General features: G+C 73.5%; 25 protein-coding genes and 1 pseudogene. 16 read left to right on the plus strand and 10 right to left on the minus strand.

Annotated elements, in window-relative coordinates; translation table 11 throughout:
- The first annotated feature begins 12 nt into the window (after positions 1-12).
- Positions 13-690, plus strand: a complete 678-nt coding sequence (locus ACF1ED_RS34120) for a uracil-DNA glycosylase (protein WP_306314853.1) — start codon at positions 13-15, stop codon at positions 688-690.
- Between the two features lie 34 nt (positions 691-724).
- Here ACF1ED_RS34120 and ACF1ED_RS34125 read toward each other — a convergent pair whose 3' ends face one another.
- Both ACF1ED_RS34125 and ACF1ED_RS34130 read right to left on the minus strand, forming a co-directional pair.
- On the minus strand, positions 725-1807 hold the full coding sequence (locus ACF1ED_RS34125; protein ID WP_391767231.1) for a WD40/YVTN/BNR-like repeat-containing protein: 1083 nt from the start codon (positions 1805-1807) through the stop codon (positions 725-727).
- Positions 1808-1928: 121 nt separating this feature from the next.
- Entirely contained in the window at positions 1929-3008 is a 1080-nt protein-coding gene (locus tag ACF1ED_RS34130; RefSeq protein ID WP_391767232.1) for an NADH:flavin oxidoreductase/NADH oxidase, read from the minus strand.
- Positions 3009-3220: 212 nt separating this feature from the next.
- On the opposite strand from ACF1ED_RS34130, the gene ACF1ED_RS34135 reads away from it, so the two are divergent.
- Positions 3221-3613 (plus strand): ArsR/SmtB family transcription factor, encoded by a 393-nt coding sequence (locus ACF1ED_RS34135; RefSeq protein WP_391767233.1) that lies wholly within the window; start codon positions 3221-3223, stop codon positions 3611-3613.
- On the opposite strand, the gene ACF1ED_RS34140 is transcribed toward ACF1ED_RS34135, so the two are convergent.
- Positions 3591-4244: a DUF305 domain-containing protein gene (locus tag ACF1ED_RS34140; RefSeq protein ID WP_391767234.1), complete on the minus strand. Its 654-nt coding sequence runs from the start codon at positions 4242-4244 to the stop codon at positions 3591-3593. The two genes, ACF1ED_RS34135 and ACF1ED_RS34140, sit on opposite strands and share 23 nt — an antisense overlap.
- Positions 4245-4419: 175 nt before the next feature.
- On the opposite strand from ACF1ED_RS34140, the gene ACF1ED_RS34145 reads away from it, so the two are divergent.
- Positions 4420-5946, plus strand: coding sequence for an LVIVD repeat-containing protein (locus ACF1ED_RS34145; RefSeq protein ID WP_391767235.1), 1527 nt, complete (start codon positions 4420-4422; stop codon positions 5944-5946).
- A gap of 58 nt (positions 5947-6004) precedes the next feature.
- Here ACF1ED_RS34145 and ACF1ED_RS34150 read toward each other — a convergent pair whose 3' ends face one another.
- From ACF1ED_RS34150 to ACF1ED_RS34165, 4 genes are all read right to left on the minus strand, one after another.
- Positions 6005-6622 (minus strand): TetR/AcrR family transcriptional regulator, encoded by a 618-nt coding sequence (locus ACF1ED_RS34150; RefSeq protein ID WP_391767236.1) that lies wholly within the window; start codon positions 6620-6622, stop codon positions 6005-6007.
- 132 nt (positions 6623-6754) lie between these two features.
- The gene (locus ACF1ED_RS34155) at positions 6755-7423 is read right to left on the minus strand and encodes a phosphatase PAP2 family protein (protein WP_391767237.1); all 669 of its coding nucleotides are present in this window, start codon (positions 7421-7423) and stop codon (positions 6755-6757) included.
- Between the two features lie 88 nt (positions 7424-7511).
- Positions 7512-8456 carry a M56 family metallopeptidase gene (locus ACF1ED_RS34160; RefSeq protein ID WP_391767238.1) on the minus strand — a complete coding sequence of 315 codons (945 nt, stop codon included), beginning with the start codon at positions 8454-8456 and terminating at the stop codon, positions 7512-7514.
- 110 nt (positions 8457-8566) lie between these two features.
- Positions 8567-9160, minus strand: coding sequence for a DUF5134 domain-containing protein (locus ACF1ED_RS34165; RefSeq protein WP_391767239.1), 594 nt, complete (start codon positions 9158-9160; stop codon positions 8567-8569).
- 168 nt (positions 9161-9328) lie between these two features.
- Between ACF1ED_RS34165 and ACF1ED_RS34170 the strand changes: the two genes are divergently transcribed.
- From ACF1ED_RS34170 to ACF1ED_RS34195, 6 genes and pseudogenes are all read left to right on the plus strand, one after another.
- The gene (locus ACF1ED_RS34170) at positions 9329-9901 is read left to right on the plus strand and encodes a GNAT family N-acetyltransferase (protein ID WP_391767240.1); all 573 of its coding nucleotides are present in this window, start codon (positions 9329-9331) and stop codon (positions 9899-9901) included.
- Positions 9902-10057: 156 nt separating this feature from the next.
- Positions 10058-11464, plus strand: coding sequence for a DUF6421 family protein (locus ACF1ED_RS34175; protein WP_391767241.1), 1407 nt, complete (start codon positions 10058-10060; stop codon positions 11462-11464).
- 44 nt (positions 11465-11508) lie between these two features.
- Positions 11509-12267 carry an SDR family NAD(P)-dependent oxidoreductase gene (locus ACF1ED_RS34180; RefSeq protein ID WP_391767242.1) on the plus strand — a complete coding sequence of 253 codons (759 nt, stop codon included), beginning with the start codon at positions 11509-11511 and terminating at the stop codon, positions 12265-12267.
- The gene (locus ACF1ED_RS34185; protein ID WP_391767243.1) at positions 12246-13346 is read left to right on the plus strand and encodes a threonine aldolase family protein; all 1101 of its coding nucleotides are present in this window, start codon (positions 12246-12248) and stop codon (positions 13344-13346) included. The genes ACF1ED_RS34180 and ACF1ED_RS34185 overlap by 22 nt, the downstream gene beginning before the upstream one ends.
- 71 nt (positions 13347-13417) lie before the next feature.
- A complete protein-coding gene (locus ACF1ED_RS34190) occupies positions 13418-14020 on the plus strand; it encodes a transglutaminase family protein (protein ID WP_391767244.1) in 603 nt (200 codons plus the stop codon).
- Positions 14021-14093: 73 nt separating this feature from the next.
- Positions 14094-14207 (plus strand): annotated as a pseudogene (locus ACF1ED_RS34195) (cytoplasmic protein); the annotation flags it as partial.
- A gap of 55 nt (positions 14208-14262) precedes the next feature.
- Here ACF1ED_RS34195 and ACF1ED_RS34200 read toward each other — a convergent pair.
- Entirely contained in the window at positions 14263-14988 is a 726-nt protein-coding gene (locus tag ACF1ED_RS34200; RefSeq protein WP_391767245.1) for a lysophospholipid acyltransferase family protein, read from the minus strand.
- Between the two features lie 226 nt (positions 14989-15214).
- Between ACF1ED_RS34200 and ACF1ED_RS34205 the strand changes: the two genes are divergently transcribed.
- The 5 genes from ACF1ED_RS34205 to ACF1ED_RS34225 all read left to right on the plus strand — a co-directional run bounded on the left by ACF1ED_RS34205 (position 15215) and on the right by ACF1ED_RS34225 (position 19785).
- Positions 15215-15565: a TlpA family protein disulfide reductase gene (locus ACF1ED_RS34205; RefSeq protein ID WP_391767246.1), complete on the plus strand. Its 351-nt coding sequence runs from the start codon at positions 15215-15217 to the stop codon at positions 15563-15565.
- A gap of 234 nt (positions 15566-15799) precedes the next feature.
- Positions 15800-16324: a flavin reductase family protein gene (locus ACF1ED_RS34210; RefSeq protein ID WP_391767247.1), complete on the plus strand. Its 525-nt coding sequence runs from the start codon at positions 15800-15802 to the stop codon at positions 16322-16324.
- Between the two features lie 198 nt (positions 16325-16522).
- On the plus strand, positions 16523-17308 hold the full coding sequence (locus ACF1ED_RS34215; protein WP_391767248.1) for an electron transfer flavoprotein subunit beta/FixA family protein: 786 nt from the start codon (positions 16523-16525) through the stop codon (positions 17306-17308).
- A gap of 55 nt (positions 17309-17363) precedes the next feature.
- Positions 17364-18338: an electron transfer flavoprotein subunit alpha/FixB family protein gene (locus ACF1ED_RS34220; RefSeq protein WP_391767249.1), complete on the plus strand. Its 975-nt coding sequence runs from the start codon at positions 17364-17366 to the stop codon at positions 18336-18338.
- Between the two features lie 154 nt (positions 18339-18492).
- Positions 18493-19785 (plus strand): DUF6986 family protein, encoded by a 1293-nt coding sequence (locus ACF1ED_RS34225; RefSeq protein ID WP_391767250.1) that lies wholly within the window; start codon positions 18493-18495, stop codon positions 19783-19785.
- Positions 19786-19828: 43 nt separating this feature from the next.
- On the opposite strand, the gene ACF1ED_RS34230 is transcribed toward ACF1ED_RS34225, so the two are convergent.
- Positions 19829-20878, minus strand: coding sequence for a LacI family DNA-binding transcriptional regulator (locus tag ACF1ED_RS34230; RefSeq protein ID WP_391767251.1), 1050 nt, complete (start codon positions 20876-20878; stop codon positions 19829-19831).
- 176 nt (positions 20879-21054) lie between these two features.
- Between ACF1ED_RS34230 and ACF1ED_RS34235 the strand changes: the two genes are divergently transcribed.
- On the plus strand, positions 21055-22062 hold the full coding sequence (locus ACF1ED_RS34235; RefSeq protein WP_391767252.1) for an ROK family protein: 1008 nt from the start codon (positions 21055-21057) through the stop codon (positions 22060-22062).
- A 13-nt stretch (positions 22063-22075) separates the two neighbouring features.
- Here ACF1ED_RS34235 and ACF1ED_RS34240 read toward each other — a convergent pair whose 3' ends face one another.
- Positions 22076-22276, minus strand: a complete 201-nt coding sequence (locus ACF1ED_RS34240) for a hypothetical protein (RefSeq protein WP_391767253.1) — start codon at positions 22274-22276, stop codon at positions 22076-22078.
- A gap of 151 nt (positions 22277-22427) precedes the next feature.
- Between ACF1ED_RS34240 and ACF1ED_RS34245 the strand changes: the two genes are divergently transcribed.
- Entirely contained in the window at positions 22428-23465 is a 1038-nt protein-coding gene (locus ACF1ED_RS34245) for an NUDIX domain-containing protein (RefSeq protein ID WP_391767254.1), read from the plus strand.

Genomic DNA, 23465 nt, shown 5'->3' on the forward strand with positions numbered 1-23465 from the left:
GAGTGACGGACCGTGACTGCGAGACCGTTGAACGAACTGGTGGAGCCCGGCTGGGCGAAGGCCCTGGAGCCCGTCGCGGGCCGGGTGGCCGAGATGGGCGACTTCCTGCGGGGCGAGATCGCCGCGGGCCGTACCTACCTGCCCTCGGGGCCGAACGTGCTGCGCGCCTTCCAGCAGCCGTTCGACGACGTGCGGGTCCTGATCGTCGGTCAGGACCCCTATCCCACCCCGGGGATGGCGATCGGCCTGAGCTTCGCGGTGGCCCCCGAGGTGCGGCAGCTGCCGGCCAGTCTGCTCAACATCTTCTGGGAGATGCACACCGACCTGGGCCACCCCCGTCCCTCCAACGGCGACCTCACGCCGTGGACCCGGCAGGGCGTCCTGCTGCTCAACAGGACGCTGACCACCTCCCCGCGCAACGCGGGCGCCCACCGGAACAAGGGCTGGGAGGAGGTCACCGAGCAGGCCATCCGCGCCCTCGCCGCCCGCGGCAAGCCGCTGGTCTCCATCCTCTGGGGCCGCGACGCCCGCAACGCCCGTCCGCTGCTGGGCAGTCTGCCGGCGGTCGAGTCGGCGCACCCGTCCCCCCGCTCCGCGGACCGGGGCTTCTTCGGCTCCCGCCCCTTCAGCCGGGCGAACGAGATGCTGGTCGCCCAGGGCGCCGAGCCGGTGGACTGGCTGCTGCCCTGAGCGCGGCTCCGACGGGTGTGCGGCGGCGGGGGGTTCAGATCACCGCCGCCCGGACGCACAGGACGTCCGGCAGGTGGCCGGCGAGGAGCCGCCAGCTGTCGCCGTCGTCGTCGCTCGCGTAGACCTCGCCGTTGCGGTTGCCGAAGTAGACGCCCGCCGGGTCGGCGTCGTCGGTGCACAGGGCGTCGCGGAGCACCGTGCCGTAGTGGTCGCCCTGCGGGAGCCCCTTGTGCAGGGGTTCCCAGCTGGTGCCCGCGTCCGTGGTGCGGTAGACCCGGCAGCGGCGCTCCGCCGGGACGCGGTCGGAGTCGGCGGCGATGGGGAAGACGTAGGCGGTGCCGGGGCGGTGCGGGTGCGCGGCGACGGCGAAGCCGAAGTCGGAGGGCAGCGGTCCGCCGATGTCCGTCCAGCTGCCGCCGGCGTCGTCGCTGCGGTAGACGCCCCAGTGGTTCTGGAGGTACAGCCGGTCCAGGTCGCCCGCGTCCTGCGCGATCTTGTGGACGCACTGGCCGAACTCCGGGTCCGGGTCGGGCAGGAAGACGGCGGAGACGCCGTGGTTGGACGGGTCCCAGGAGGCGCCGCCGTCCCGGCTGCGGAAGACGCCGGCGGTGGAGACGGCCACGGTGACGGCGTCGGGGTCGCGGCGGTCGGTGACGACGGTGTGCACGGCCTCGCCGCCGCCGCCCGGCACCCACTGGGAGCGGGTCGGGTGCTCCCACAGCGGCCGGACCAGGGCGAAGGACTCGCCGCCGTCCTCGGAGCGGAAGAGCGCGGCCGGTTCGGTGCCCGCGTAGACGACGCCGGGGGAGTGGGCGGGGGCCGGGTGGAGCTGCCAGACGCGCTCCAGGGAGGCCCCGGTGTCCCGGGGGAACTTCACGGCGGGCGCGGGCGGTTCGGTCCAGCTCCGGCCCAGGTCGTCGGAGTGGAAGACGGACGGGCCCCAGTGGGAGCTGTCGCCGCCGACCAGCAGCCGGGGGGTGTCCGGCCGGGTGTCGATGGCCACCGAGTAGACGGCCTGGGCCGGGAAGTGGGGATCGTCGAACTCCCACCGCCCGTCGTGCCTGCGGCCGATGAAGAGTCCCTTGCGGGTGCCTACGGTGAGAAGTACGTCGGGCATGGGGCCCACCTCCAGGACGCCGTTGTCGCGGGTACGGGCCAGTCTGCACCCGGCCACTGACAACGGCGCCCGAAGACACCCCGTGGCCGTCCGGCCGCGGGGCGTCCTCGCGGGCGCGGGTTCAGATCGCCCAGGCGTACTGCGGCGGCGCGAAGGCGGTGGCGCCCAGTTCGCGCGCGGCCCGGCGCGGCCAGGAGGCGTCGCGCAGCAGCTCGCGGCCGAGGAGGACCGCGTCGGCCTCGCCGTTGGCGATGATCTTCTCGGCCTGCGCGGGCTCGGTGATGAGGCCGACGGCGGCGACCGGCAGTCCGGTCTCGGCCTTGACCCGGGCGGCGAAGGGCACCTGGTAGCCGGGGCCGACCGGGATCCGGGCGGGGCCGCCGTTGCCGCCGCTGGAGACGTCGAGCAGGTCGACGCCGTGCTCGCGCAGCAGCGCGGCGAAGCGGACGGTCTCGTCCGGGGTCCAGCCCGCCTCCTCCAGCCAGTCGGTGGCGGAGACGCGGAAGAAGACGGGGAGTTCCTCGGGCCAGACGGCCCGGACCGCGTCCACGACCTCCAGGGCGAGCCGGGTCCGGTTCTCGAAGGAGCCGCCGTAGGCGTCGGTGCGGTGGTTGCTGTGCGGGGAGAGGAACTCGCCGATGAGGTAGCCGTGGGCGCCGTGCACCTCGACGACCTCGAAGCCGGCGGCCAGCGCGCGGCGGGCCGCGGCCGCGAAGTGGCCGACGACCTCCCGGATGCCGTCCTCGGTCAGTTCGGTCGGCACCGGGTAGCCCTCGTCGAAGGCGGCCGGGCTCGGCGCGACCGGCTGCCAGGCCTCCTCCGCCGGGGCGGGGCCGCGGCCGAGCCAGGGACGCTGGGTGGAGGCCTTGCGGCCCGCGTGGGCGATCTGGATACCGGGGACGGTGCCGTGGGCCTTGAGGAAGCCGGCGATCCGGCGCAGGGCCTCGGTCTGGGTGTCGTTCCACAGGCCGAGGTCGGCGGGGCTGATCCGGCCCTCGGGGGCGACGGCGGTGGCCTCGACCAGGATCAGGCCGGCGCCGCCGGTGGCGCGGGAGGCGTAGTGGGCGAAGTGCCAGTCGGTGGCGACCCCGGCGTTCGGGCCGAAGACCTCCGCCGAGTACTGGCACATCGGGGCCATCCAGACGCGGTTGGGGACGGTCAGCGAGCGGAGGGTGTAGGGCTCGAAGAGGGCGGCGCTCATCGGGACTCCGTTTCGGGACGGCCGGAAGTGCCGGACGGATGGGCCCGGCGGGATGCTCGTACGATACCCATCGTAGTACGCCGACTGTCAAACTACGAGAGTCCTCGTACAATGGAGGCCGTCCCGGACCCGCCCGCGGGGAGAGCCGTCCCCCGGGAGAGAATCGTCGCTCGGGAGGGAACCGTCCCTCGGGAGAAAGTGGAGCCGCCGCCATGTCGACCCCCGTCAGCCCCCGCCTCCTGGAGCACCCCGCGCGTGACGAGATCCGCCTGGAGCCCGTGCTGCACGCCCTGTCGGATGCCGTACGGCTGCGGATCGTCAGCGAACTCGCCGCTGCGGAGACCGAGTTGAGCTGCTCCCACTTCGTGCTCCCGGTCACCAAGTCGACCACCACCCACCACTTCCGGGTGCTCCGCGAGGCCGGCGTCATCCGCCAGGACTACCGCGGCACGGCCAAGCTCAACGGACTGCGCAGGGCCGACCTCGACGCCCTCTTCCCGGGGCTCCTCGACACGGTCCTGGCAGCGGCCGAGGCGCAGGCCGCCCGCCGGGACCCGGCCGGGGGACCGGCCGCCGGGGACCTCACAGCGACCGCATCCGGTTGATCTCCGCCGTCTGCTGCGCGATCACGTCGTTCGCCATCTCCTCCACCAGCACGTTGTTGCCCTGGGCCAGCACCTCGGCCGCCATGGTCACGGCCCCCTCGTGGTGCGTCACCATCAGCTTCAGGAAGAGCTCGTCGAAGGCCCCGCCCTTCGCCGCGCGCAGCTGTGCGAGCTGGGCCTCGGTCGCCATGCCCGGCATCGAGTGATGGTCGTGCGCGCCCTGCTCCCGGGGGCCGCCGTTCGACCCCAGCCATCCCTCCATGGCGCCGATCTCCGGCTGCTGCGCCGCCGCGATCCGCTCGGCCACCTTCCTGACCTGCGGCGAGCCCGCGCGGGTGGGGGCCAGGGCGGTCATCGTCAGGGCCTGGCGGTGGTGCACCACCATCATCTGCACGTACCGGAAGTCCGCGCCGTTCGGCCGCTCGTCGGGGAGCAGGCTCGCCGCCTCCTCGGGCGACACCCGCCGGGCCGGCTCACCGGGCCTGCCCGGCACCACCACCCCGCCCGACCCGGCCGGGGCGGCGGGCTCCCGCGCGGCGGAGCCGGACCCCGACTCGCAGGCGCCCAGGGCGAGTACGGCCAGGACGGAGAGGGCGGCGGCGACGGCGGCGCGGCGACGACGGATCAGCAACGGTACCTCCAGGGGGATTTGCGGGTGCAGGGGCCGTTCCTAGCACTTCTTGCGGGGGAGTTGCCCAGGTTCCTTCATTACATCTGTGTTGCCATCTGTTGGGATGTGCACGCCAAGGAACATACTGCCGGGGTCCAGCACCGTTCAGCGTTGAACGGAAAACACGGAGGACGGAGTGACTTCGTTGCATACCCCGCACAGTCCGCGGTCCCGGATCAGACGGCTCGGCGCGGCCACCGCCGCCGCAGGCCTGCTGGCCGCCCTGCTCGCCACCGGCACGGCCGCCGCCACCCCCGACCCGGGAGACGCGCCCGTCCAGGCGCCCGTCTCGGCGGAGCAGGCGGCCGAGGCCCGGTCGGCGATCCGGAGCGGCGAGATACCCGGCGTCGACGAGATCGTCCGGACGGACAACATCGCACACCTGGCGAACGTCCCCAAGGACGCGCTCAAGAGCCTCAACACGGACCTGGCCTTCCAGGGCAGGTACGCCTTCGCCGGCAACTACGACGGCTTCCGGATCTTCGACATCAGCGACCCGAAGAGCCCGAAGACCGTGGCCCAGGTCCTCTGCCCCGGCTCCCAGAACGACATCTCGGTCTCCGGGGACCTCCTCTTCCTCTCCACCGACTCCTCCCGCAGCGACGACTCGTGCGCCAGCACGACGCAGCCCGCCTCGGTCAAGGAGTCCTGGGAGGGCATGAAGATCTTCGACATCAGCGACGTCGCGAACCCGCGGTACGTCGCCTCCGTCGAGACCGCCTGCGGCTCCCACACCCACACGCTCCTGCCGCAGCGCAAGGACGTGTACGTCTACGTCTCCTCCTACTCGCCCAACGACGCCTTCCCGGACTGCCAGCGGCCGCACGACGGCATCTCGGTCATCAAGGTGCCCCGCAAGGCGCCCGAGCAGGCCCGCGTCGTCAACTTCCCCGTCCTCTTCCCCGGTGACGGCCCGGACGGCGGCGGAAACCCCGGCGGTCCCGTCAACCCGGGCGTCTCCAAGACCACCGGCTGCCACGACATCACCGTGCTGCCCGGCAAGGACCTCGCCGCCGGCGCCTGCATGGGCGACGGCATCCTCTTCGACGTCTCCGACCCCGAGCACCCCCGGGTGATCGACCAGGTCCAGGACAACGTCAACTTCGCCTTCTGGCACTCCGCGACCTTCAACCAGAAGGCGAACAAGGTCGTCTTCACCGACGAGCTCGGCGGCGGTGGCGGCGCGACCTGCAACGCGGTCGTCGGCCCGAACCGCGGCGCCAACGGCATCTACGACATCGTCGGCAAGGGCGACAAGCGCGAGCTCGTCTTCCGCAGCTACTACAAGATCCCGCGCCCCCAGGCCGACACCGAGAACTGCGTCGCCCACAACGGCTCGCTGATCCCGGTCAAGGGCAAGGACCTCATGGTCCAGGCCTGGTACCAGGGCGGCGTCTCGATCTGGGACTTCACCGACTCCGCGCACCCGAAGGAGATCGGCTACTTCGACCGCGGCCCGGTGTCCGCCACCGCGCTCACCACCGGCGGCTCCTGGTCCGCCTACTACTACAACGGCCACGTCTACTCGAACGAGATCGCCCGGGGCCTCGACGTCCTGAAGGTCTCCGACCGGCGCACCGACCCCGCGAACCGGATCCGCATGGACGAGCTCAACGTCCAGACGCAGCCGGACTACTTCGAGGACTTCCGCGACCGCGACTGACCGCGACCGCGACTGACCGCGACCGCTCCTGACCGGGACCGTTCCTGGCCCGGACGCGTCAGAGCATGCCGTCGGGCGGACCACCGTCCGGCGGCATGCCGCTGTCCCACGCCAGGCCGTACCGGTGGAACAGCTCCCCGCGCAGCCGCGCCATCGGCATCGGCGCGCCCGGCAGCAGCACCCCCACCACCGCGCCCATCAGCAGCGCCCGCAGCAGCGGATAGTCCCGGTCCACGTCCTCGGAGCCGTACCGCTCCACCGTGTCCCGCAGCAGGAACGCGAGCCGCTGCTGCTCCTCGCAGCGGATGAACCCCTCGGCCTGGAGGATGCCGGCCATGTGGGTCCGCATCAGCGTCGGCCGGGACACGGCGAGCCCCAGGACAGCGTCGATCGCCCGGGCCATCCGCTCCGGCCCGTCCTCGGCGCGCGGCGCGCGCTCCAGCGCCTCGGCGAGCGTGAGGTGCATCAGACGGTGCACCGCGGACTGGAGCAGCTGGCGCTTGCCGGGGAAGTAGTACGAGACCAGACCGCGGGCCACTCCGGCCTGCCGGGCGATGTCGCCGAGGGTGGTCGCCTCGTAGCCGCGGACCGAGACGAGCTCGACGGTCGCCTCCAGGATCCGCTCCCGCGAGCGTCGCCGAAGCTCTTCGTTGACCGATGGGCTACGCGGCGTCATGCTGGGCTCCTGCGTTGACTGGCTCTCGGCCAATATACTCAGCGCGGCCCGTCGGCCCGCCCCTGCGGCGCGACGACGGGAGGGCCGCCCTTCCTGGGCGACACGGGGGATCGTCCAGGAAGGGCGGCCTCGTCATGTCCCCGCCCCTCCGTGGTCGCGCTCCGGCCCGGGAAGGGGACGGACGACGAGGCTCCGGCGGTACGTCACGATCGCGACGGCCACGCAGCACCAGCCCGTCAGCCAGCCGGCCAGCACGTCCGACGGCCAGTGCACCCCGAGGTGGATCCGGGTCCAGCCGACCCCGAGGACCGAGACCACCGCGATCCCGGCCACCGTGCCCCAGCCCCGCCACGGCTCCCGGCCGACGAGCGCGAACACCCACAGCAGCAGCCCGCAGACCACCGTCGCCGTCATCGCGTGTCCCGAGGGGAAGGCCGCGAAGGAGGCCGAGTCCACCGGATCCCGCCAGACCGGCCGCTCCCGGCCGACCAGCGCCTTCATCGCCTGCTGCACCCCGGCCGCGGCCAGCACGGTCCCGGCCACCCACAGCGCCAGGCGCCGGTGCCCGTACCGGGCGAGGGCCAGGACGACGGCGACGGCCAGCGCCCGCAGCGTCCACGGGTCCCACACCCAGTCGCTCAGCACCCGGTTGACCCGGGTGAGGCCGGGGTGGGCCAGGGCGTGGCGGTGCAGGGCCTCGTCGACCGCGCGGTCGAAGGAGAGCAGCGGGGGCCAGCCGGCCACCACGAGCACGAGCAACAGCAGGGAGAGGGCCCCGGTGACCACGGCGGAGGTGCGCATTCCACGATCCTGCCGGACCGGCGGCCGAGGACCGCCCCGCGCAACACCGGTGGCCGTGTGGGCTGCCGCACTCCGCGCCGCCACCGCGTCAGCCCAGCGCGGCCAGGCCGGGGAAGAACGCGAGGAGCACCGGGACGACCGGGACGAGGGCGGCGGTCGCCGTCAGGCGCAGCCGCTGGCCGGAGGTCAGCCGGGGCGCGGCGGTGAGCAGCCGGTCGACCCGGCGGGGCAGCCCGGCCCCCGGGCCGGTGCCGGGGGCGGCGGCGAAGACCCCCCGCTCCTCGTTCAGTTCCACCAGGGCGAGCGCGATGGTGAGCCGGCCGAAGCGGCGCGAGGCCACGTCGTCGGCGGCCAGTTCGACCAGCCGGTGCATCTCCTCGCGGAAGGCGGTGAAGACCGGGATCCCGGGGAAGCCGGCGGCCAGGGCGCCGGAGCAGTGGAGCAGCCAGTCGTGGCGGGCGCGGGCGTGCCCCTGCTCGTGGGCGAGGAGCGCGTCCAGCTGGCGGCCCTTCAGCCGGCGCAGGGCGGCGGTGGTGACGACGAGCCGGGGGGTGGTCCCGGGCAGCCACCAGGCGTCGGGGCGCTCGCCCTCCAGGACGACCAGGCGCCCGCCGTCCGGCTCCTCCCCGGGCAGCTGCGGGGCGCGGACCAGCAGGTCGTCGCGGCGCTTGCGGCGGCGGGCGCGGGCCAGGCCGATCTCCCGGCCGAGCATGGCGCCCGTCCAGACCCCGCCGGCCGCGAGGACCACGGCGAGCACCGCCGACCAGGGGCCGCCGCCGGTGGAGAGCTCGTAGGCGTCGATCACCGCGCGCGGCGCGGGCGCGAAGACCTGTCCGCGCACGGCCTGCCAGGCGGCGGCCGCGCTGATGGTCATCGAGAGCGCGAAGCTGACCAGGACCGCGGCCACCGCGCACTGCCACATCCAGAGCGCCACGACCGGTTCTCGCTCCGCCCAGTCGGCCCGGGCGAGCAGCCGGGGGGCGATGAGAGCGGTCAGGACGCCGAGCAGCAGCAGTGCGAGGGAGACCCACATGGCGCCAGCCTATGAGCGGGTGCTCCCCGGGGGTATGGCCTCGTCCGGCAAGTGACGCACGCCACGGTTTCGCGGCCCGCCGGCCCGAACGTCCGGGCGGGACAAGGGACTCAGAGCGTGCAGAGCATCGCCAGCATGGCGAGCCCCATCGAGAGCCGGCACACCAGGGTCAGCTCCGGCCGGGTCGCCCACGCGGGCCCGCCGCCGCCCGTCGCGGCGGCCGCGCGCGCGTGCGGGACGACCGGGACGAGCCGGGCGCCGGAGCGGAGCACGTACACCGCGTAGTAGAGGAGCAGCCCGCCGGTGAGCAGGGGTATGCCGCCCGCGGCGGCCGCGCCCGTGCCGTGCGCCGTGTGCACCCCCTGTGCGCCGCCGGCCGCCGCCGGGGCCATCGAGAGCGCCATGTAGACCATCGCGAGGGAGCCGACCGCGTGGTGCAGCCGGTGGCCGTCGCGGCGCGCCGCGAAGAGGTCGCCCGCGGCCACCGCGCCGAACAGCGCCGCGTACACCGCCCAGCTCCAGGACGGCGGGTCCAGGACCGCGGCGGGCAGCGCCATCGCGGCCATGCCGAAGCCCATCACGGCCTCCGCGCGGGCGGCCCGCCGCTCCTCGCCGGCGCAGGCCCGCATCCGGAGCAGGCAGTAGGCCCCGCTGGCCGCGCAGAGCGCGACGAGCAGCCAGCCGGACAGGGCCGATCCGTGCACGGCACACCTCCCCCTCGACTCGTTCCCCACGAGAGGGCTGCCCGGCCCCGGAGCGGCCCACGCGGGCGCACGGGCGCGCACAGGCGTACGAAAGGGAGTGCGGCGGCGCGCGTTAGGCTCGGGGCGATCGCGCACGCCGATCACCGCGCCCGAGGGGAGCCCCGCACGATGGACACCGCCACGCCCGTTCCCGACACCGCCGCGAGCCAGGAGGCCGGCGCCGTCACGTACCGTCGGGCGGTGCTCGACGACGTGCCCGTCGTGGTGCCGCTCGTCGAGTCGGCCTACCGGGGCGACGCGAGCCGGGGCGGCTGGACCACCGAGGCGGACCTCCTGGACGGGCAGCGGACCGACCCGGAGGGCGTGGCCGCCGTGATCACCGCGCCCGGCAGCGTGCTGCTCCTGGTGGAGCGGGACGGCGAGACGGTCGCCTGCTGCCAGCTGGAGCACCGCGGCGAGGCCGCCTACTTCGGCATGTTCGCGGTCCGGCCCGAGCTGCAGGGCGCCGGTCTCGGCAAGCTGATCATCGCGGAGGCCGAGCGGCGGGTGCGCGAGCTGTGGGGCGCCCGCGAGATGCACATGACGGTGATCACCGCCCGGGAGGAGCTGATCGCCTGGTACGAGCGGCGCGGCTACCGGCGCACCGGCGAGACGAGCCCCTTCCCGTACGGCGACGAGCGTTTCGGCGTGCCGCGGCGGGACGACCTCCGCTTCGAGCTCCTGGTGAAGCCCCTGGTCTGATCCTTTCGGCGGAAGCATCCGTTCACCCCCCGACTGACAGGAAAAAATGCGGTCGGGCGGGTGTCCCACGGGAGAATTTCTCTTGCTCCCCTTGCGGGGAGGAGTCGTGCGTGGTTACGGTTCCTTTACGCAAGGTTCTCCTGTGGAGGAAGAGGCATGACGGAAATTCTTGTGCAGGACGTGACCGGCGAGGGGATAGCCACCGCCGCCCGCGTGATCGACCACCCGGCCTGGCCGCAGCTCAAGAGCGCCGTGGAGGAGATCCGCGTCTGGCAGCGGGCCGACGGCTCCGTGGACTTCGAGGCCGAGGGCGCGCCCGCCCGCTCCCTCGTCGAGCTGACCGTCGACCGCCTCGTCGCCTCCGTCGAGCAGCTCTCCCCGCTCGTGCCGCACGACGCCGCGTACCACCGCGCCCTCGTCGCCGACCTGCGCAAGTGGTCCGAGGGCGGCTTCGCCGTCCCGGACTTCCTGGACTCCCTGCTCGCGTTCCACCCGGCCGCCGGCCGCGCCGACGGGCTGCAGCACCTCGTGCTCTTCCCGATGTACACGCAGAACGGCAACCCGGACCGCAACTTCGAGGCCGTCGTGCTCCGCATGGTCTGGCCCGAGTGGCTCTCCGAGCTGGAGCGCACCCGCTACGACAACCCCGGCTTCTGCGGCATCACCTTCGAGGACTTCACCGCCGGGTACGACACCAACTCGGCCGTCCTCTTCCCGGAGACCGTCGCCGTCCGCGAGGTGCCCGAGCGCTTCACCTGGGGCGGCATCTTCTGCGACCGCGAGGCCGCCCGCTTCCGCAAGGTCACCGAGGCCGCCGTCGACACCCTGGGCCTGAAGCTGCCCGCCGACATCGCCGCCATGCTGGACGACCAGCAGCGCTGCGAGCAGGCGTTCGTCCTCTGGGACCTGGTCCACGACCGCGCCCACAGCCGCGGCGACCTGCCCTTCGACCCCTTCATGATCAAGCAGCGCCAGCCGTTCTGGATGTACGGCCTGGAGGAGCTCCGCTGCGACCTCACCGCCTTCAAGGAGGCCGTGAAGCTGGAGGGCGAGGGCAACCCGCACGGCCGCGACGTGCAGTACGCGGTCCTCTTCGACCGGATGTTCCGCTTCCCGCTCTCCGGCGACCGCACCCGCAACTACGACGGTCTGGGCGGCCAGCTCCTCTTCGCCTACCTCCACAAGAACGACGTGGTGCGCTGGACGGACAACGTCCTCACCATCGACTGGGACCGCGCCCCCGAGGTCACCAACCGCCTCTGCTCCGACATCGAGACCCTCTACCGCGACGGCATCGACCGCCCGAAGCTGGTCCACTGGTTCAAGGCGTACGAGTTCGTCTCCGGCTACCTCGCCCCGCACCCGGGCTCGAAGTGGGCCAAGGGCCCCGACGCCCTGGACCTCTCCCTGCCGCCCCGCAAGCTCGTCGACGACGTGCTTCCGGACGAGTTTCCCCTCAGCATGTTCTTCGAGGCCCTGGCCAAGAAGCTGAAGGGCGTGATCGCCGGCACCAAGGGCATCACGGCCGCGGACGTCACCGGCACCGAGCGGGTCGCCGCGTGAGCGAGTCCGGTCCGACCGTCCAGAACGCGCAGGAGGCGGCACCCATGAACGCCGAATCGAACGGCGGACCCCTCGACGGGACCGTCATCGCGGTGGCCGGCGCGGCCGGCCCCGCCGGCCGGGCGGCCCTGATCCGCCTGGCCGGCGCCGGCGCGACCGTGGTCGCCGCCGACGCCGACCCCGCCCGCCTCGCCGAGGCCGTCGAGGCGGCCCGCGAGACCCACGGCGCCAAGGTCGTCGGCGAGACCGTGGACCTCCTGGACCTCGACGCCACGCGCGCGTGGGCCGACAAGACGGAGAAGGAGTTCGGCCGCGTCGACGGCGTCGTCCACCTCGTGGGCGGCTGGCGCGGCAGCCCCTCCTTCACCGAGACCGACCTCAAGGACTGGGACTTCCTGGAGAAGCTCCTGATCCGCACGGTCCAGCACACCTCCCTCGCCTTCCACGACGCCCTGATCCGCAGCGGCGGCCGCGGCCGCTACGCGCTGATCAGCCAGGTCGGCGCCCACAAGCCGCAGGCCAACAACGCGGCGTACAACGCGGGCAAGGCCGCCGCCGAGGCGTGGACCCTCGCCATGGCGGACTCCTTCCGCAAGCTGGGGGGCGAGGACGGCCCGCAGGCCGCGGCTGTCATCCTGGTGATCAAGGCATTGGTGCACGACGCCATGCGCGCCGAACGCCCCAACGCGAAGTTCGCGGGCTTCACCGACGTGAAGGACCTGGCCGACGAGGTCGCCGGCCTGTGGGAGCGGCCCGCCCAGGAAGTGAACGGACAGCGCCTGTGGCTGACCCCCGCACCGTGACCGCCGCCCTCGGACACCGGACCGACGCCCGTCGTCACCACGACCCGTCGGTCCGGGGCTTCGCGAGCGACAACTACGCCGGCGTCCACCCCGAGATCCTTGCCGCGATCGCCCTCGCCAACGACGGCCACCAGGTCGCCTACGGCGAGGACGACTACACCGACCACCTCCAGCGGATCGTGCACAGCCACTTCGGCCCGCTCGCGGAGGCCTTCCCGGTCTTCAACGGCACCGGGTCGAACGTGACCGCCCTCCAGGCGCTCACCGACCGCTGGGGCGCCGTGATCTGCGCCGAGTCCGCCCACATCAACGTGGACGAGGGCGGCGCGCCGGAGCGGATGGGCGGCCTCAAGCTGCTCACCGTGCCCACCCCGGACGGCAAGCTCACCCCCGAGCTGATCGACCGGCAGGCCTGGGGCTGGGAGGACGAGCACCGGGCGATGCCCCAGGTCGTCTCGATCACCCAGAACACCGAGCTGGGCACCGTCTACACCGTGGACGAGGTCCGCGCCATCGTCGAGCACGCCCACTCCAAGGGCATGAAGGTGCACCTCGACGGCGCCCGGATAGCCAACGCGGCCGCCTCCCTCGACGTGCCGATGCGCGCCTTCACCAACGCGGTGGGCGTCGACGTCGTCTCGTACGGCGGCACGAAGAACGGCATGCTCTTCGGCGAGGCCGTGATCGTCCTGAACCCGGACGCGGTCAGCCACATGAAGCACCTGCGCAAGCTGTCCATGCAGCTCGCCTCCAAGATGCGCTTCCTGTCGGTCCAGCTGGAGGCCCTGCTCGCCAAGGACCTGTGGCTGCGCAACGCCCGGCAGGCCAACGCGATGGCCCGCCGCCTCGCGGACGGCGTGCGCGCCCTGGACGGGGTGGAGATCCTCTACCCGGTGCAGGCCAACGCGGTCTTCGCGCGCCTCCCGCACGAGGTCAGCCGCCGGCTCCAGAAGCGGTTCCGCTTCTACTTCTGGGACGAGCAGGCCGGCGACGTGCGCTGGATGTGCTCCTTCGACACCACGGAGGACGACGTCGACGCCTTCCTCCAGGCCCTGAAGGAAGAGCTGGCCCGCCAGTAAAGAGTGAATAGATATGCGACCGGATGGAAATTGATTGACTCCATCCGGTCGCATTCCTATGCTCATCTCCCATGGAGCTGACGCAGGAAAACCCTGACATCGCCGCGTACTTGGCGGTCGGCGAGGCCGTGGATCATGATCACCCGCTTGTCCGCGCCACAGCGGAACGCCTCTCCCTCGCCCACCCCGGCGCATACTCATACGCCAAGGCGAGCTACGAGTTCATCCGGGACGCCATCCCGCACTCCCAGGACTCCGGGGACCTCCGCGTCACCTGGCGCGCCTCCGACGTCCTGGAGCGGGGCACCGGCATCTGCTACGCCAAGTCGATCGCGTACGCCGCCCTGCTCCGCGCCCGGGGCATCCCCGCCGCCCTCTGCTACCAGCGCCTCGCGGACGACGACGGCTCGAACCCGGTGATCCACGGGCTCGCCGCGGTGCGGCTGCCGGGGGAGGGGCGGTGGGCCCGGCAGGACGTGCGCGGAAACGTCCCGCCCGGTGTCGACGCCCAGTTCTCCCTCGCGGAGGAGCGGCTGGCGTGGGCCGTGCGCCCAGAGGCAGATGAAGTGGACTATCCGGTGCTCTACGTTGAACCGCATCCGGTCGTCCTCCGCGCGCTCCGGGCCGCGACCGACCGGCCCCACCTGTGGCGGACCCTCCCCACGGACCTGTGACCCCCGGCAGCGGGGCACGGCGACCCTGCCCCTGACGCTCACGGTCTCCCGCGAAGGTGCGCGCCCTCGTCCCCGGCCCGCCGCCCGTCGCGACGGCCGCGCCCCGGACCGGGACCCCCGCGTCGCGTACACCGCCTTCGGCGCCGGGCCCTCGCGCACCCGCGACTCCGCCGAGGCGCTCCGGAAGGTCGGTCCCCGGGTGCGGATCACCGTCCGCGGCCCCGGCTGACCGGAGGCGGGAACTACCTGCCGGATGCCTTCAGCTGCTCCGGGGTCGGCGCGGTGCCGCCCAGGTGCGCGGGGATCCACCAGGTGTCCTCGGCGTCCTTGGGGCGCACCGGGTAGGCGCGCTGGGCGGCCTCCAGGAGCTCCTGGACGCGCTCGCGCAGCCGCCGGGTGATCGCCCCCGCGTACTGGTCGGCGGGGGCCTCGACCGGCTCCCCGACCCGGATCGTCACCGGGATGTGGGCCCGCTTGAAGTTCCGCGGCCGGCCCTTCGTCCAGATCCGCTGGGTCCCCCACAGGGCCATGGGGATCAGCGGCACCCCGGCCTCCTGTGCGAGCCGGGCGGCGCCCGACTTGAAGCTCTTCAGCGTGAAGGACTCCGAGATGGTCGCCTCGGGGAAGACGCCGACGATCTCGCCCGAACGCAGCGCCTCCAGGGCGTGCTTGTACGCGTGCTCGCCCTGGGACCGGTCCACGGGGATGTGCTTCATCGCCCGCATCAGCGGCCCGGAGACCTTGTGCCGGAAGACCGACTCCTTCGCCATGAAGCGCACCAGCCGCTTCTGCGGCAGCGCGGCCAGACCGTCGAAGATGAAGTCCAGGTAGCTGATGTGGTTGCTGACCAGGACGGCGCCGCCGGTGCGCGGGATGTGCTCCGAACCCTGTGTGTCGATCTTGAGGTCGAGCGCCTTGAACATGGTGAGCGCGGCGCCGACCACCGGTCGGTACACGAGTTCTGCCATGGGAGAGGTACCCCTTCGTCCATGCCTTTTTGGGAGGGCTCTCCCGGCGAAGTTACGCGGCCGTAGGTTTTCGGCTTTGGGCAGATCGTGCCGCATGTGGGCCGCCGTGACCAGTCCAGGCGGCTTCGTACGGGGAGATTCTCGTCACTCGCGGTGGTCGTGGCGGGAATCCGACGGTGCCGTGCGACGCTGCACGGGGAGAAGGACGCGGAAACGGCGGAGAGGGATGACGGTGGAGCGGCGGGGAACGGCGGCGGCGGACACGGCGGGGCGGCTCGGACCGGAACGCCTCGGGGGCGCGGAGCTGGGGGAGCGGGCGACGCTCGTCCAGTTCTCCACCGCCTTCTGCCAGCCCTGCCGGGCCACCCGCCGGGTGCTCGACGAGGTGGCCGCCATGGTGCCGGGCGTCGCGCACGTGGAGATCGACGCCGAGGAGCACCTGGGCCTGGTGCGCGACCTCGGGGTGACCCGTACCCCCACCGTCCTCGTCCTCGACGCGGCCGGCCGGATCGTGCGCCGGGCCGCCGGGCAGCCCCGCAGGGCCGACGTCATCGCGGCCCTCGGTCACGCGCTGTGAGCCGGGCGGCCCCGGGTCCGGCCGGCGCCGGTCCTGACGCGGTGACACATCTCCCACATCCCGGTACGCACTTGACCGGGGCCGTCACCCGTCGTCACCCTGACGGAGTGACCGGTGACCTCCTTCTCCACGGCCGGGCCCATGTGGACCTGGGCCGCCATGCGAGCGCGCGCTGTCCGGGTGTCTGACGCCCCCGGACCCCGCTCCACGCCGCCCCGCACGAAGGACAATTCCATGACGGTTTCGCCCGAGCTCCGTACCGTTCCCACGATCGGCGCCCCCCGGCCCGCCTCGCCCGACCTGCTCCGCTCCGTCTTCCGCCGGCACGCCGCCGGCGTCGCCGTGATCACGGCCCACGGGGAGCGTCCCGTCGGCTTCACCGCCACCTCGCTCAACTCCGTCGCCGCCGAACCTCCGCTGATCTCCTTCGGCGTGGGCACCGGCTCCTCCAGCTGGCCGGTGGTCGCCGAGGCCGAGCACATCGGCGTCCACATACTCGGCGAGCACCAGGAGGAGCTGGCGGCCACCTTCGCGCGCAGCGGCGCCGACCGGTTCGCCGAGCCGACCCGCTGGAGCCGCGGCCCCGAGGGTGTGCCCGTCCTCGACGGCGTGCTGGCCTGGCTGGTCTGCCGGGTGGTGGCCCGGGTGCCCGCCGGTGACCACCGGATCGTGATAGCGCAGGCGGTCGCGGGCGACCCGGAAGGCGCGGGCCGGCCGCTGCTCTACCACCACGGGCGCTTCAACGCGCTGCGCGACTGAGAGTTCCCGTGAGGGCCGCGCCCGGCGCGTTGGCCAGATCACATTGCTGAGCGCTTGCTTACTGGTCACGAACTGGGTGTACTGACGAGTAATATCTGGTCCGGGCGTCCGGCGCCCCGACCGGAAACCCGCCCTTCAGGCGCCTATGCTGCGAGCAACAAGGCAGCCCAGTTATGACGATGCAGTAGGAGAGCCGGCGTGAGCTTGAGGATCGTTGTCTGTGTGAAGTACGTGCCGGACGCCACTGGCGACCGGAAGTTCGCCGACGACCTGACGGTCGACCGCGAGGACGTCGACGGTCTCCTGTCGGAGCTCGACGAGTACGCGGTCGAGCAGGCCCTGCAGATCGCCGAGGAGGCGGACGACGCCGAGGTGACCGTCCTCACCGTCGGCCCCGAGGACGCGCGCGACGCGCTGCGCAAGGCGCTGTCGATGGGCGCCGACAAGGCCGTCCACGTCGACGACGAGGACATCCACGGCTCGGACGTCATGGCCACCTCGCTGGTGCTCGCCAAGGCGATCGAGAAGACCGGCTACGACCTGGTCATCTCCGGCATGGCCTCCACCGACGGCACCATGGGCGTCCTCCCGGCGATCCTGGCCGAGCGCCTGGGCGTCCCGCAGGTCACCCTGCTGTCCGAGGTCAAGGTCGAGGACGGCAAGGTCACCGGCCGCCGTGACGGCGACACCGCCTCCGAGCAGCTGGAGGCATCCCTCCCGGCCGTCGTCTCCGTGACGGACCAGTCGGGCGAGGCCCGTTACCCCTCCTTCAAGGGGATCATGGCCGCCAAGAAGAAGCCGGTCGAGGAGCTGGAGCTCGACGACCTGGACATCGACGCGGACGAGGTCGGCCTGGCCGGCTCCTGGACCGCCGTCGACTCCGCCGACGAGCGTCCGGCGCGCACCGCGGGCACGATCGTCAAGGACGAGGGCGAGGGCGGCAAGCAGCTCGCCGAGTACCTCGCGAGCCAGAAGTTCATCTAGGGCTCGCGCGAGCCGTACAGACCGCCCCCTTTCGTTCGCAGGAGATTGAAGTCCCATGGCTGAGATTCTCGTCTACGTCGACCACGTCGACGGAGCCGTCCGCAAGCCCACCCTGGAGCTGCTGACCCTCGCCCGCCGCATCGGCGAGCCGGTCGCCGTCGCGCTGGGCAACGGCGCCGCCGACACCGCCGCCGTCCTCGCCGAGCACGGTGCCACCCGCGTCCTGACCGCCGAGGCCGCCGAGTTCGCCGACTACCTCGTCGTCCCGAAGGTCGAGGCCCTCCAGGCCGCCTACGAGTCTGTGTCCGCCGCGGGCTCCCTGGCCGCCGTGCTGGTGCCGTCCTCCGCGGAGAACAAGGAGATCGCGGCCCGTCTCGCGGTCCGCATCGGCTCCGGCGTCATCACCGACGCCGTGGACCTGGAGGCCGGTGACGAGGGTCCGGTCGCGACGCAGTCCGCGTTCGCCGCCTCCTTCACCACCAAGTCCCGCGTCTCCCGGGGCACCCCGGTCATCACGGTCAAGCCGAACTCGGCCCCGGTCGAGGCCGCCCCGGCCGCCGGTGCCGTCGAGGCCCTGGCCGTCTCCTTCTCGGAGAAGGCCACCGGCACCAAGGTCACCGCCCGCACCCCGCGCGAGTCGACCGGCCGCCCGGAGCTGACCGAGGCCGCGATCGTGGTCTCCGGCGGCCGCGGCGTCAACGGCGCCGAGAACTTCGCGGTCATCGAGGCCCTCGCCGACTCGCTCGGCGCTGCCGTCGGCGCCTCCCGCGCCGCCGTGGACGCCGGCTGGTACCCGCACTCCAACCAGGTCGGCCAGACCGGCAAGTCGGTCTCCCCGCAGCTGTACATCGCGGCGGGCATCTCCGGCGCGATCCAGCACCGCGCCGGCATGCAGACCTCGAAGACCATCGTCGCCATCAACAAGGACGCCGAGGCGCCGATCTTCGACCTCGTCGACTACGGCGTGGTGGGCGACCTCTTCGACGTCGTCCCGGTCCTCACCCAGGAGGTCCAGGCCCGCAAGGGCTGACGACCAGCGCTTCCGCAGGTCCGGGGGCCGCACGGCGAGTTTCGCCGTGCGGCCCCCGGCCGTTTCGGACAACCATTGACGCGGGCCCGGTGGACTACTAACTTCGCTATGCGGATTGTTGATTCCGTGAAGCGGAAAACAGGAGGGATCAGGGATGGGTCAGCAGGAGAAGGTGTCGACGAGCCTCGCGGGCGCGGTCAGCGAGGGCATCAGCTCCTCCCTCGCCGCGGTGGACGCCGAGCTCGACCGCCGCTACCCGGGCGACCCCGGCACCCGCCAGCCCGTCCACACCGTTTACGTCCCCGGCAACGTCTTCGACGCCGGCACCATCCGCTCCTGGGGCGACCAGGCCCTCGCCGCGCTCGACGAGCACGCCCCGGACGCCGCCTCCTTCGCCGCCGTCCTCGGCCTCTCCGACGACCTCGCCGAGGACGTGTACACCCGCGTCCGCGCCAAGCTGGAGCGCGAGCCCGTCGAGGACCTGCGCGTCGACTTCGAGGACGGCTACGCGGGCGCCGACGAGGACCAGGACGCGGCCCGCGCGGCCCGCCTGATCAACGAGGCGTACGCCGGAGGCACCGCCGCCCCCTACATGGGCATCCGGATGAAGTGCATGGAGGCCGCCGTCCGCGACCGCGGCATCCGCACCACCGACGTCTTCCTCACCGGCCTCCTGGAGAACGGCGGCCTGCCCGACGGCCTCGTCCTCACCCTCCCGAAGGTCACCTACCCCGAGCAGGTCACCGCCTTCGTCCGGCTCCTCGAAGCCTTCGAGAAGGCCCACGGCCTCGACGCCGGCCGCCTCGGCTTCGAGATCCAGATCGAGACCAGCCAGTCCATCCTCGCCGCCGACGGCACCGCCGCCGTCGCCCGCATGATCGACGCCGCCGAGGGCCGCGCCACCGGCCTCCACTACGGCACCTTCGACTACAGCGCCTGCCTCGGCGTCTCCGCCGCCTACCAGGCCAGCGACCACCCGGCCGCCGACCACGCCAAGGCGATCATGCAGGTCGCCGCCGCCGGCACCGGCGTACGCGTCTCGGACGGCTCCACCAACGTCCTCCCGGTCGGCTCCACCGCCCACGTCCACGAGGCGTGGAAGCTGCACTACGGCCTCACCCGCCGCGCCCTGGCCCGCGCCTACTACCAGGGCTGGGACATGCACCCGGGCCACATCCCCACCCGCTACGCCGCCGTCTTCGCCTTCTACCGCGAGGGCTTCGAGACCGCCGCCAAGCGCCTCTCCGCCTACGCCAACCACGCCGGCGGCGACGTCATGGACGAGCCCGCCACCGCCAAGGCCCTCTCCTCCTACCTGCTGCGCGGCCTCCAGTGCGGCGCCCTCGACACCGCCGAGGTCGACGCCCTCACCGGCATGACCCGCGCCGCCCTGGAGCGCTTCGCCGCCCCGCGCCGAGGCGACCTGACCGCCGGCGCGGCCCGCTGAGCCACACGGCCCACTGAGGCGGCGGGGCCCCGGGCGCGCCGCCTCAGCGGGACGGCGGCGGAGGGAGCTCGCCCGACCCCCGGGCGAGCAGCCGCGTCCCGATGACGACCTGACGGGGCGCCTCGGCGGCTCCGTCGAGGCGACGGAACAGCTGCTCGGCGGCCGTCCGGCCGACCGCCGCCGGGTCCTGCGCGATCACGGTGACGCCCAGGACGTCGCCGAGCTCGACGTCGTCGAAGCCGACCAGGGCGACCGGGGGGCGCCGGCCGTGGACGGTCCGCTCGGCGAGTACCCGGACGGCGGTGACGGTGACCCGGTTGTTGCCCGCGAAGAGCGCCGTCACCGGTTCCGGTCCGGACAGCATCTCCGCGAGGGCCGCCGCCACCCGCTCCGGATCCGTCGAACCGGGCGCCACCCACCGCCCGTCGACCGGCAGTCCCGCGTCGTCCATCGCGGCCCGGTAGCCGCGCAGCCGCTCCGCCGCGGTGTGGATCCGCGGCCGGTCGCCGACGAAGCCGATCCGCCGGTGCCCGTGGGCGATCAGGTGGGCCACGCCCTCACGGGCCCCGCCGAAGCTGTCCGAGAGGACGGCGTCCGCGTCGATGAGCCCGGCCGGACGGTCGGCGAAGACCGTGGCGACGCCCGCCCGGATCTCCGGCTCCAGGTAGCGGTGGTCGTCCCCGGCGGGGATCACGATCAGCCCGTCCACCCGGCGCGCGCACAGCGTCAGCGCCAGCTCCTGCTCCCGCTCGGGGTCCTCCGCGCTGGAGCCGTTGATCAGCAGGGTGCCGTGGGCCCGCGCCACCTCCTCCACGGCCCGGCTGAGCTGTCCGTAGAACGGGTCGGCCAGGTCCTCCAGGACGAGCCCGATGGTCGCCGTCCGACCCTTCCGCAGCACCCGCGCGCTGTCGTTGCGGCGGAAGCCGAGCGCGTCGATGGCCTCGCGGACCCGCCGCTCGGTGTCCGGGGTGACCCCGGGCTCGCCGTTGACGACCCGTGAGACGGTCTTGAGGCCGACGCCCGCCCGGGCGGCGACGTCCTTCATCGTGGGCCGGTTGCCGTAGCGGGGCTCGGAGCGGGTGGTCTCGGCCACGGTGCGGGAATCCTCCGTTGTGGGTGTGCCTGCGGGTGCCGTCCGGCGGACCATCCGCCTCCGGACCGAGCATAGAGCCTGGATAACGTTGTCCCAGGCGGCCGCGAACCCGCTCTTCCGCTCCCCGGCCGGTACGGGCCGGAGGCCGCCGCGCGGCACCGTGAGAACCTACGTCCATGCCCACCGCCTCAGGACCCGCGCCCTCCGGCGCGCCCGTCCCCGTCCCGACCCCGGCCCCCGCCCCCGCCCCGGCCCCCGCCTCCGGGCCGGTCGCCGCGCTCGACATCGGCGGCACCAAGATCGCCGGGGCGCTGGTCGACGCCGAGGGGCGGATCCTGGCCCGCGCCCAGCGGCCCACCCCGGCGCGCGAGGACGCGGAGACGGTGCTGCGGGCGGTCGCGGAGGTGATCGACGCGCTCGCCTCCTCCCCGCTCTGGGACGCGGCCGGGGCCGTGGGCATCGGCAGCGCGGGGCCCGTGGACGCCGCCCGGGGCACGGTCAGTCCCGTCAACATGCCCGGCTGGCGCGACTTCCCGCTCGTCGACCGGGTCCGGCGGCTGTCCGGCGGCCGGCCGGTCACCCTCGTCGGCGACGGTGTCGCCATGACCGCCGCCGAGCACTGGCTCGGCGCCGCCCGGGGCCACGCCGACGCCCTCTGCCTGGTCGTCTCGACCGGCGTCGGCGGCGGTCTGGTCCTCGGCGGCCGCCTCCACCCGGGCCCCACCGGCAACGCCGGTCACATCGGCCACCTCAGCGTCGACCTCGACGGCGAGCGCTGCGCCTGCGGCGGCCGCGGCTGCGTCGAACGGCTCGCGGGCGGCCCCCACATCGCCCGCCACGCGCTCGACGGGGGCTGGCGGCCCGGACCCGACGGCGACGCCTCGGCCGCCGCGGTGGCCGGGGCCGCGCGGGCCGGACACCCGGCGGCCCTCGCCGCCTTCGAGCGGGCCGCGCGCGCCCTCGCGGCCGGGATCGCGGCCACCGCGCACCTGGTGGAGGTCGACATCGCGGTCGTCGGCGGGGGAGTGGCCGGTGCCGGCGAGGTCCTCTTCGCCCCGCTCCGGCGCGCCCTCGCCGACTACGCCACGCTCTCCTTCGCCCGCGGCCTCACGGTCGTCCCCGCCGCCACCGGCACGGACGCGGGCCTCCTGGGCGCCGCCGCCGCGGCCCGCGCCGCCGGCTGACCGGCCGCCGCGCTCACTCGCGCACCGGAGCGGTCACGGGCTCCGTCCGCTCCGGTACGCGCTGCTCCACCACCACCAGGAAGGCGTCGGACGACAGGTCCATCACGACCCGGGCCGGCACCCCCTCGTCGCGGCACGCGCCCGCGTACTCCTCGGCGGGCCAGTGCCCGCGCGGCCCGCCGGCCGGAAACCGCTCCAGAACCTCACGGTCCATCTCCGCACCCCCTCGTGCTCAAGGGTGTCAACGACGGCGGAGCCCGGAGCGTTACGCATCGGCCCGGACGTGTGTTCGTGGTTTCCGTGGCAGGGTGGAGCGGGCAAGCCACAGGGGGCTCCGACGAAGGGCTTCGGATGAGGGGGGAATCGTGATCGTCTGGATCAACGGTGCTTTCGGCGCGGGGAAGTCCAGCACCGCGCGCGAACTGGTCGGACTGATCCCGCACAGCACGCTGTACGACCCCGAGGCGACCGGCGCCGCGCTGCGCCGGCTCCTCCCCGGCAAGCGCCTCGCCGAGGTGGACGACTACCAGGACCTGCCGATCTGGCGCCGGCTCGTGATCGACACCGCGGCCGCCCTGCACGCCGAGGTCGGCGGTGTGCTCGTCGTCCCGATGACGCTGCTCCGGCAGGAGTACCGCGACGAGATCTTCGGCGGCCTCGCCGCCCGTCGCATCGACGTCCGGCATGTGCTCCTGGCACCGGAGGAAACGATCCTGCGGTCGCGTATCGACGGCCGCGCCGAGTACGGCGACCCGGGCACCGACGCCGACGTCCGGCGCTGGTGCCACGCCCGCCTGCCGTCCTACCGGGAGGCCGTCGCCGGCTGGCTCGGCGCCGACGCCCACACCGTCGACACCTCGGCGCTCACCGTCGCCGAGACCGCCCGGACCGTCGCCGACGCGGTCCTGGGCGGCCTCGCCGCGCCCTGCGGGATCGTCCAGACGCCGGAACCGACCCGCGAGACGCTGGCCGCCGGCGTCCTCCTCTTCGACGACCGGGACCGCTTCCTCCTCGTCGACCCCACCTACAAGCCCGGCTGGGAGTTCCCCGGCGGCGTCGTCGAGACCGGCGAACCGCCCGCCCGCGCCGGGATGCGCGAGGTCGCCGAGGAGCTCGGCCTGGAGCTGGACGCCGTCCCCCGGCTGCTCCTCGTCGACTGGGAACGGCCCCAGCCGCCCGGCTTCGGCGGCCTGCGCCTGCTCTTCGACGGGGGCCGGCTCGCCGCCCGCGACCGGGACCGGCTCCGGCTGCCGGGCGCCGAACTGCGCGCCTGGCGCTTCGTCACCGAGGAGGAGGCCGCCGGCCTCCTCCCGCCCGTCCGGTACGACCGCCTCCGCTGGGCCCTGCGGGCCCGCGAGCGCGGCACCGTGCTCAACCTGGAGGCGGGCGTCCCGGTCGGCTGA

The sequence above is a fragment of the Streptomyces sp. NPDC014656 genome (assembly GCF_043084305.1).
GTDB lineage: Bacteria > Actinomycetota > Actinomycetes > Streptomycetales > Streptomycetaceae > Streptomyces.

What these genes read in the sequence shown, in the direction of transcription:
- ACF1ED_RS34180 (WP_391767242.1), top strand. Translation starts at nt 11,509, where the DNA reads ATGAACGCCGAATCGAACGGCGGACCCCTCGACGGGACCGTCATCGCG.
- ACF1ED_RS34200 (WP_391767245.1), bottom strand. Translation starts at nt 14,988, where the DNA reads ATGGCAGAACTCGTGTACCGACCGGTGGTCGGCGCCGCGCTCACCATG.
- ACF1ED_RS34170 (WP_391767240.1), top strand. Translation starts at nt 9,329, where the DNA reads ATGGACACCGCCACGCCCGTTCCCGACACCGCCGCGAGCCAGGAGGCC.
- ACF1ED_RS34210 (WP_391767247.1), top strand. Translation starts at nt 15,800, where the DNA reads ATGACGGTTTCGCCCGAGCTCCGTACCGTTCCCACGATCGGCGCCCCC.
- ACF1ED_RS34235 (WP_391767252.1), top strand. Translation starts at nt 21,055, where the DNA reads ATGCCCACCGCCTCAGGACCCGCGCCCTCCGGCGCGCCCGTCCCCGTC.
- ACF1ED_RS34160 (WP_391767238.1), bottom strand. Translation starts at nt 8,456, where the DNA reads ATGTGGGTCTCCCTCGCACTGCTGCTGCTCGGCGTCCTGACCGCTCTC.
- ACF1ED_RS34135 (WP_391767233.1), top strand. Translation starts at nt 3,221, where the DNA reads ATGTCGACCCCCGTCAGCCCCCGCCTCCTGGAGCACCCCGCGCGTGAC.
- ACF1ED_RS34155 (WP_391767237.1), bottom strand. Translation starts at nt 7,423, where the DNA reads ATGCGCACCTCCGCCGTGGTCACCGGGGCCCTCTCCCTGCTGTTGCTC.
- ACF1ED_RS34175 (WP_391767241.1), top strand. Translation starts at nt 10,058, where the DNA reads ATGACGGAAATTCTTGTGCAGGACGTGACCGGCGAGGGGATAGCCACC.
- ACF1ED_RS34220 (WP_391767249.1), top strand. Translation starts at nt 17,364, where the DNA reads ATGGCTGAGATTCTCGTCTACGTCGACCACGTCGACGGAGCCGTCCGC.
- ACF1ED_RS34240 (WP_391767253.1), bottom strand. Translation starts at nt 22,276, where the DNA reads ATGGACCGTGAGGTTCTGGAGCGGTTTCCGGCCGGCGGGCCGCGCGGG.
- ACF1ED_RS34130 (WP_391767232.1), bottom strand. Translation starts at nt 3,008, where the DNA reads ATGAGCGCCGCCCTCTTCGAGCCCTACACCCTCCGCTCGCTGACCGTC.
- ACF1ED_RS34225 (WP_391767250.1), top strand. Translation starts at nt 18,493, where the DNA reads ATGGGTCAGCAGGAGAAGGTGTCGACGAGCCTCGCGGGCGCGGTCAGC.
- ACF1ED_RS34150 (WP_391767236.1), bottom strand. Translation starts at nt 6,622, where the DNA reads ATGACGCCGCGTAGCCCATCGGTCAACGAAGAGCTTCGGCGACGCTCG.
- ACF1ED_RS34205 (WP_391767246.1), top strand. Translation starts at nt 15,215, where the DNA reads ATGACGGTGGAGCGGCGGGGAACGGCGGCGGCGGACACGGCGGGGCGG.
- ACF1ED_RS34190 (WP_391767244.1), top strand. Translation starts at nt 13,418, where the DNA reads ATGGAGCTGACGCAGGAAAACCCTGACATCGCCGCGTACTTGGCGGTC.
- ACF1ED_RS34125 (WP_391767231.1), bottom strand. Translation starts at nt 1,807, where the DNA reads ATGCCCGACGTACTTCTCACCGTAGGCACCCGCAAGGGACTCTTCATC.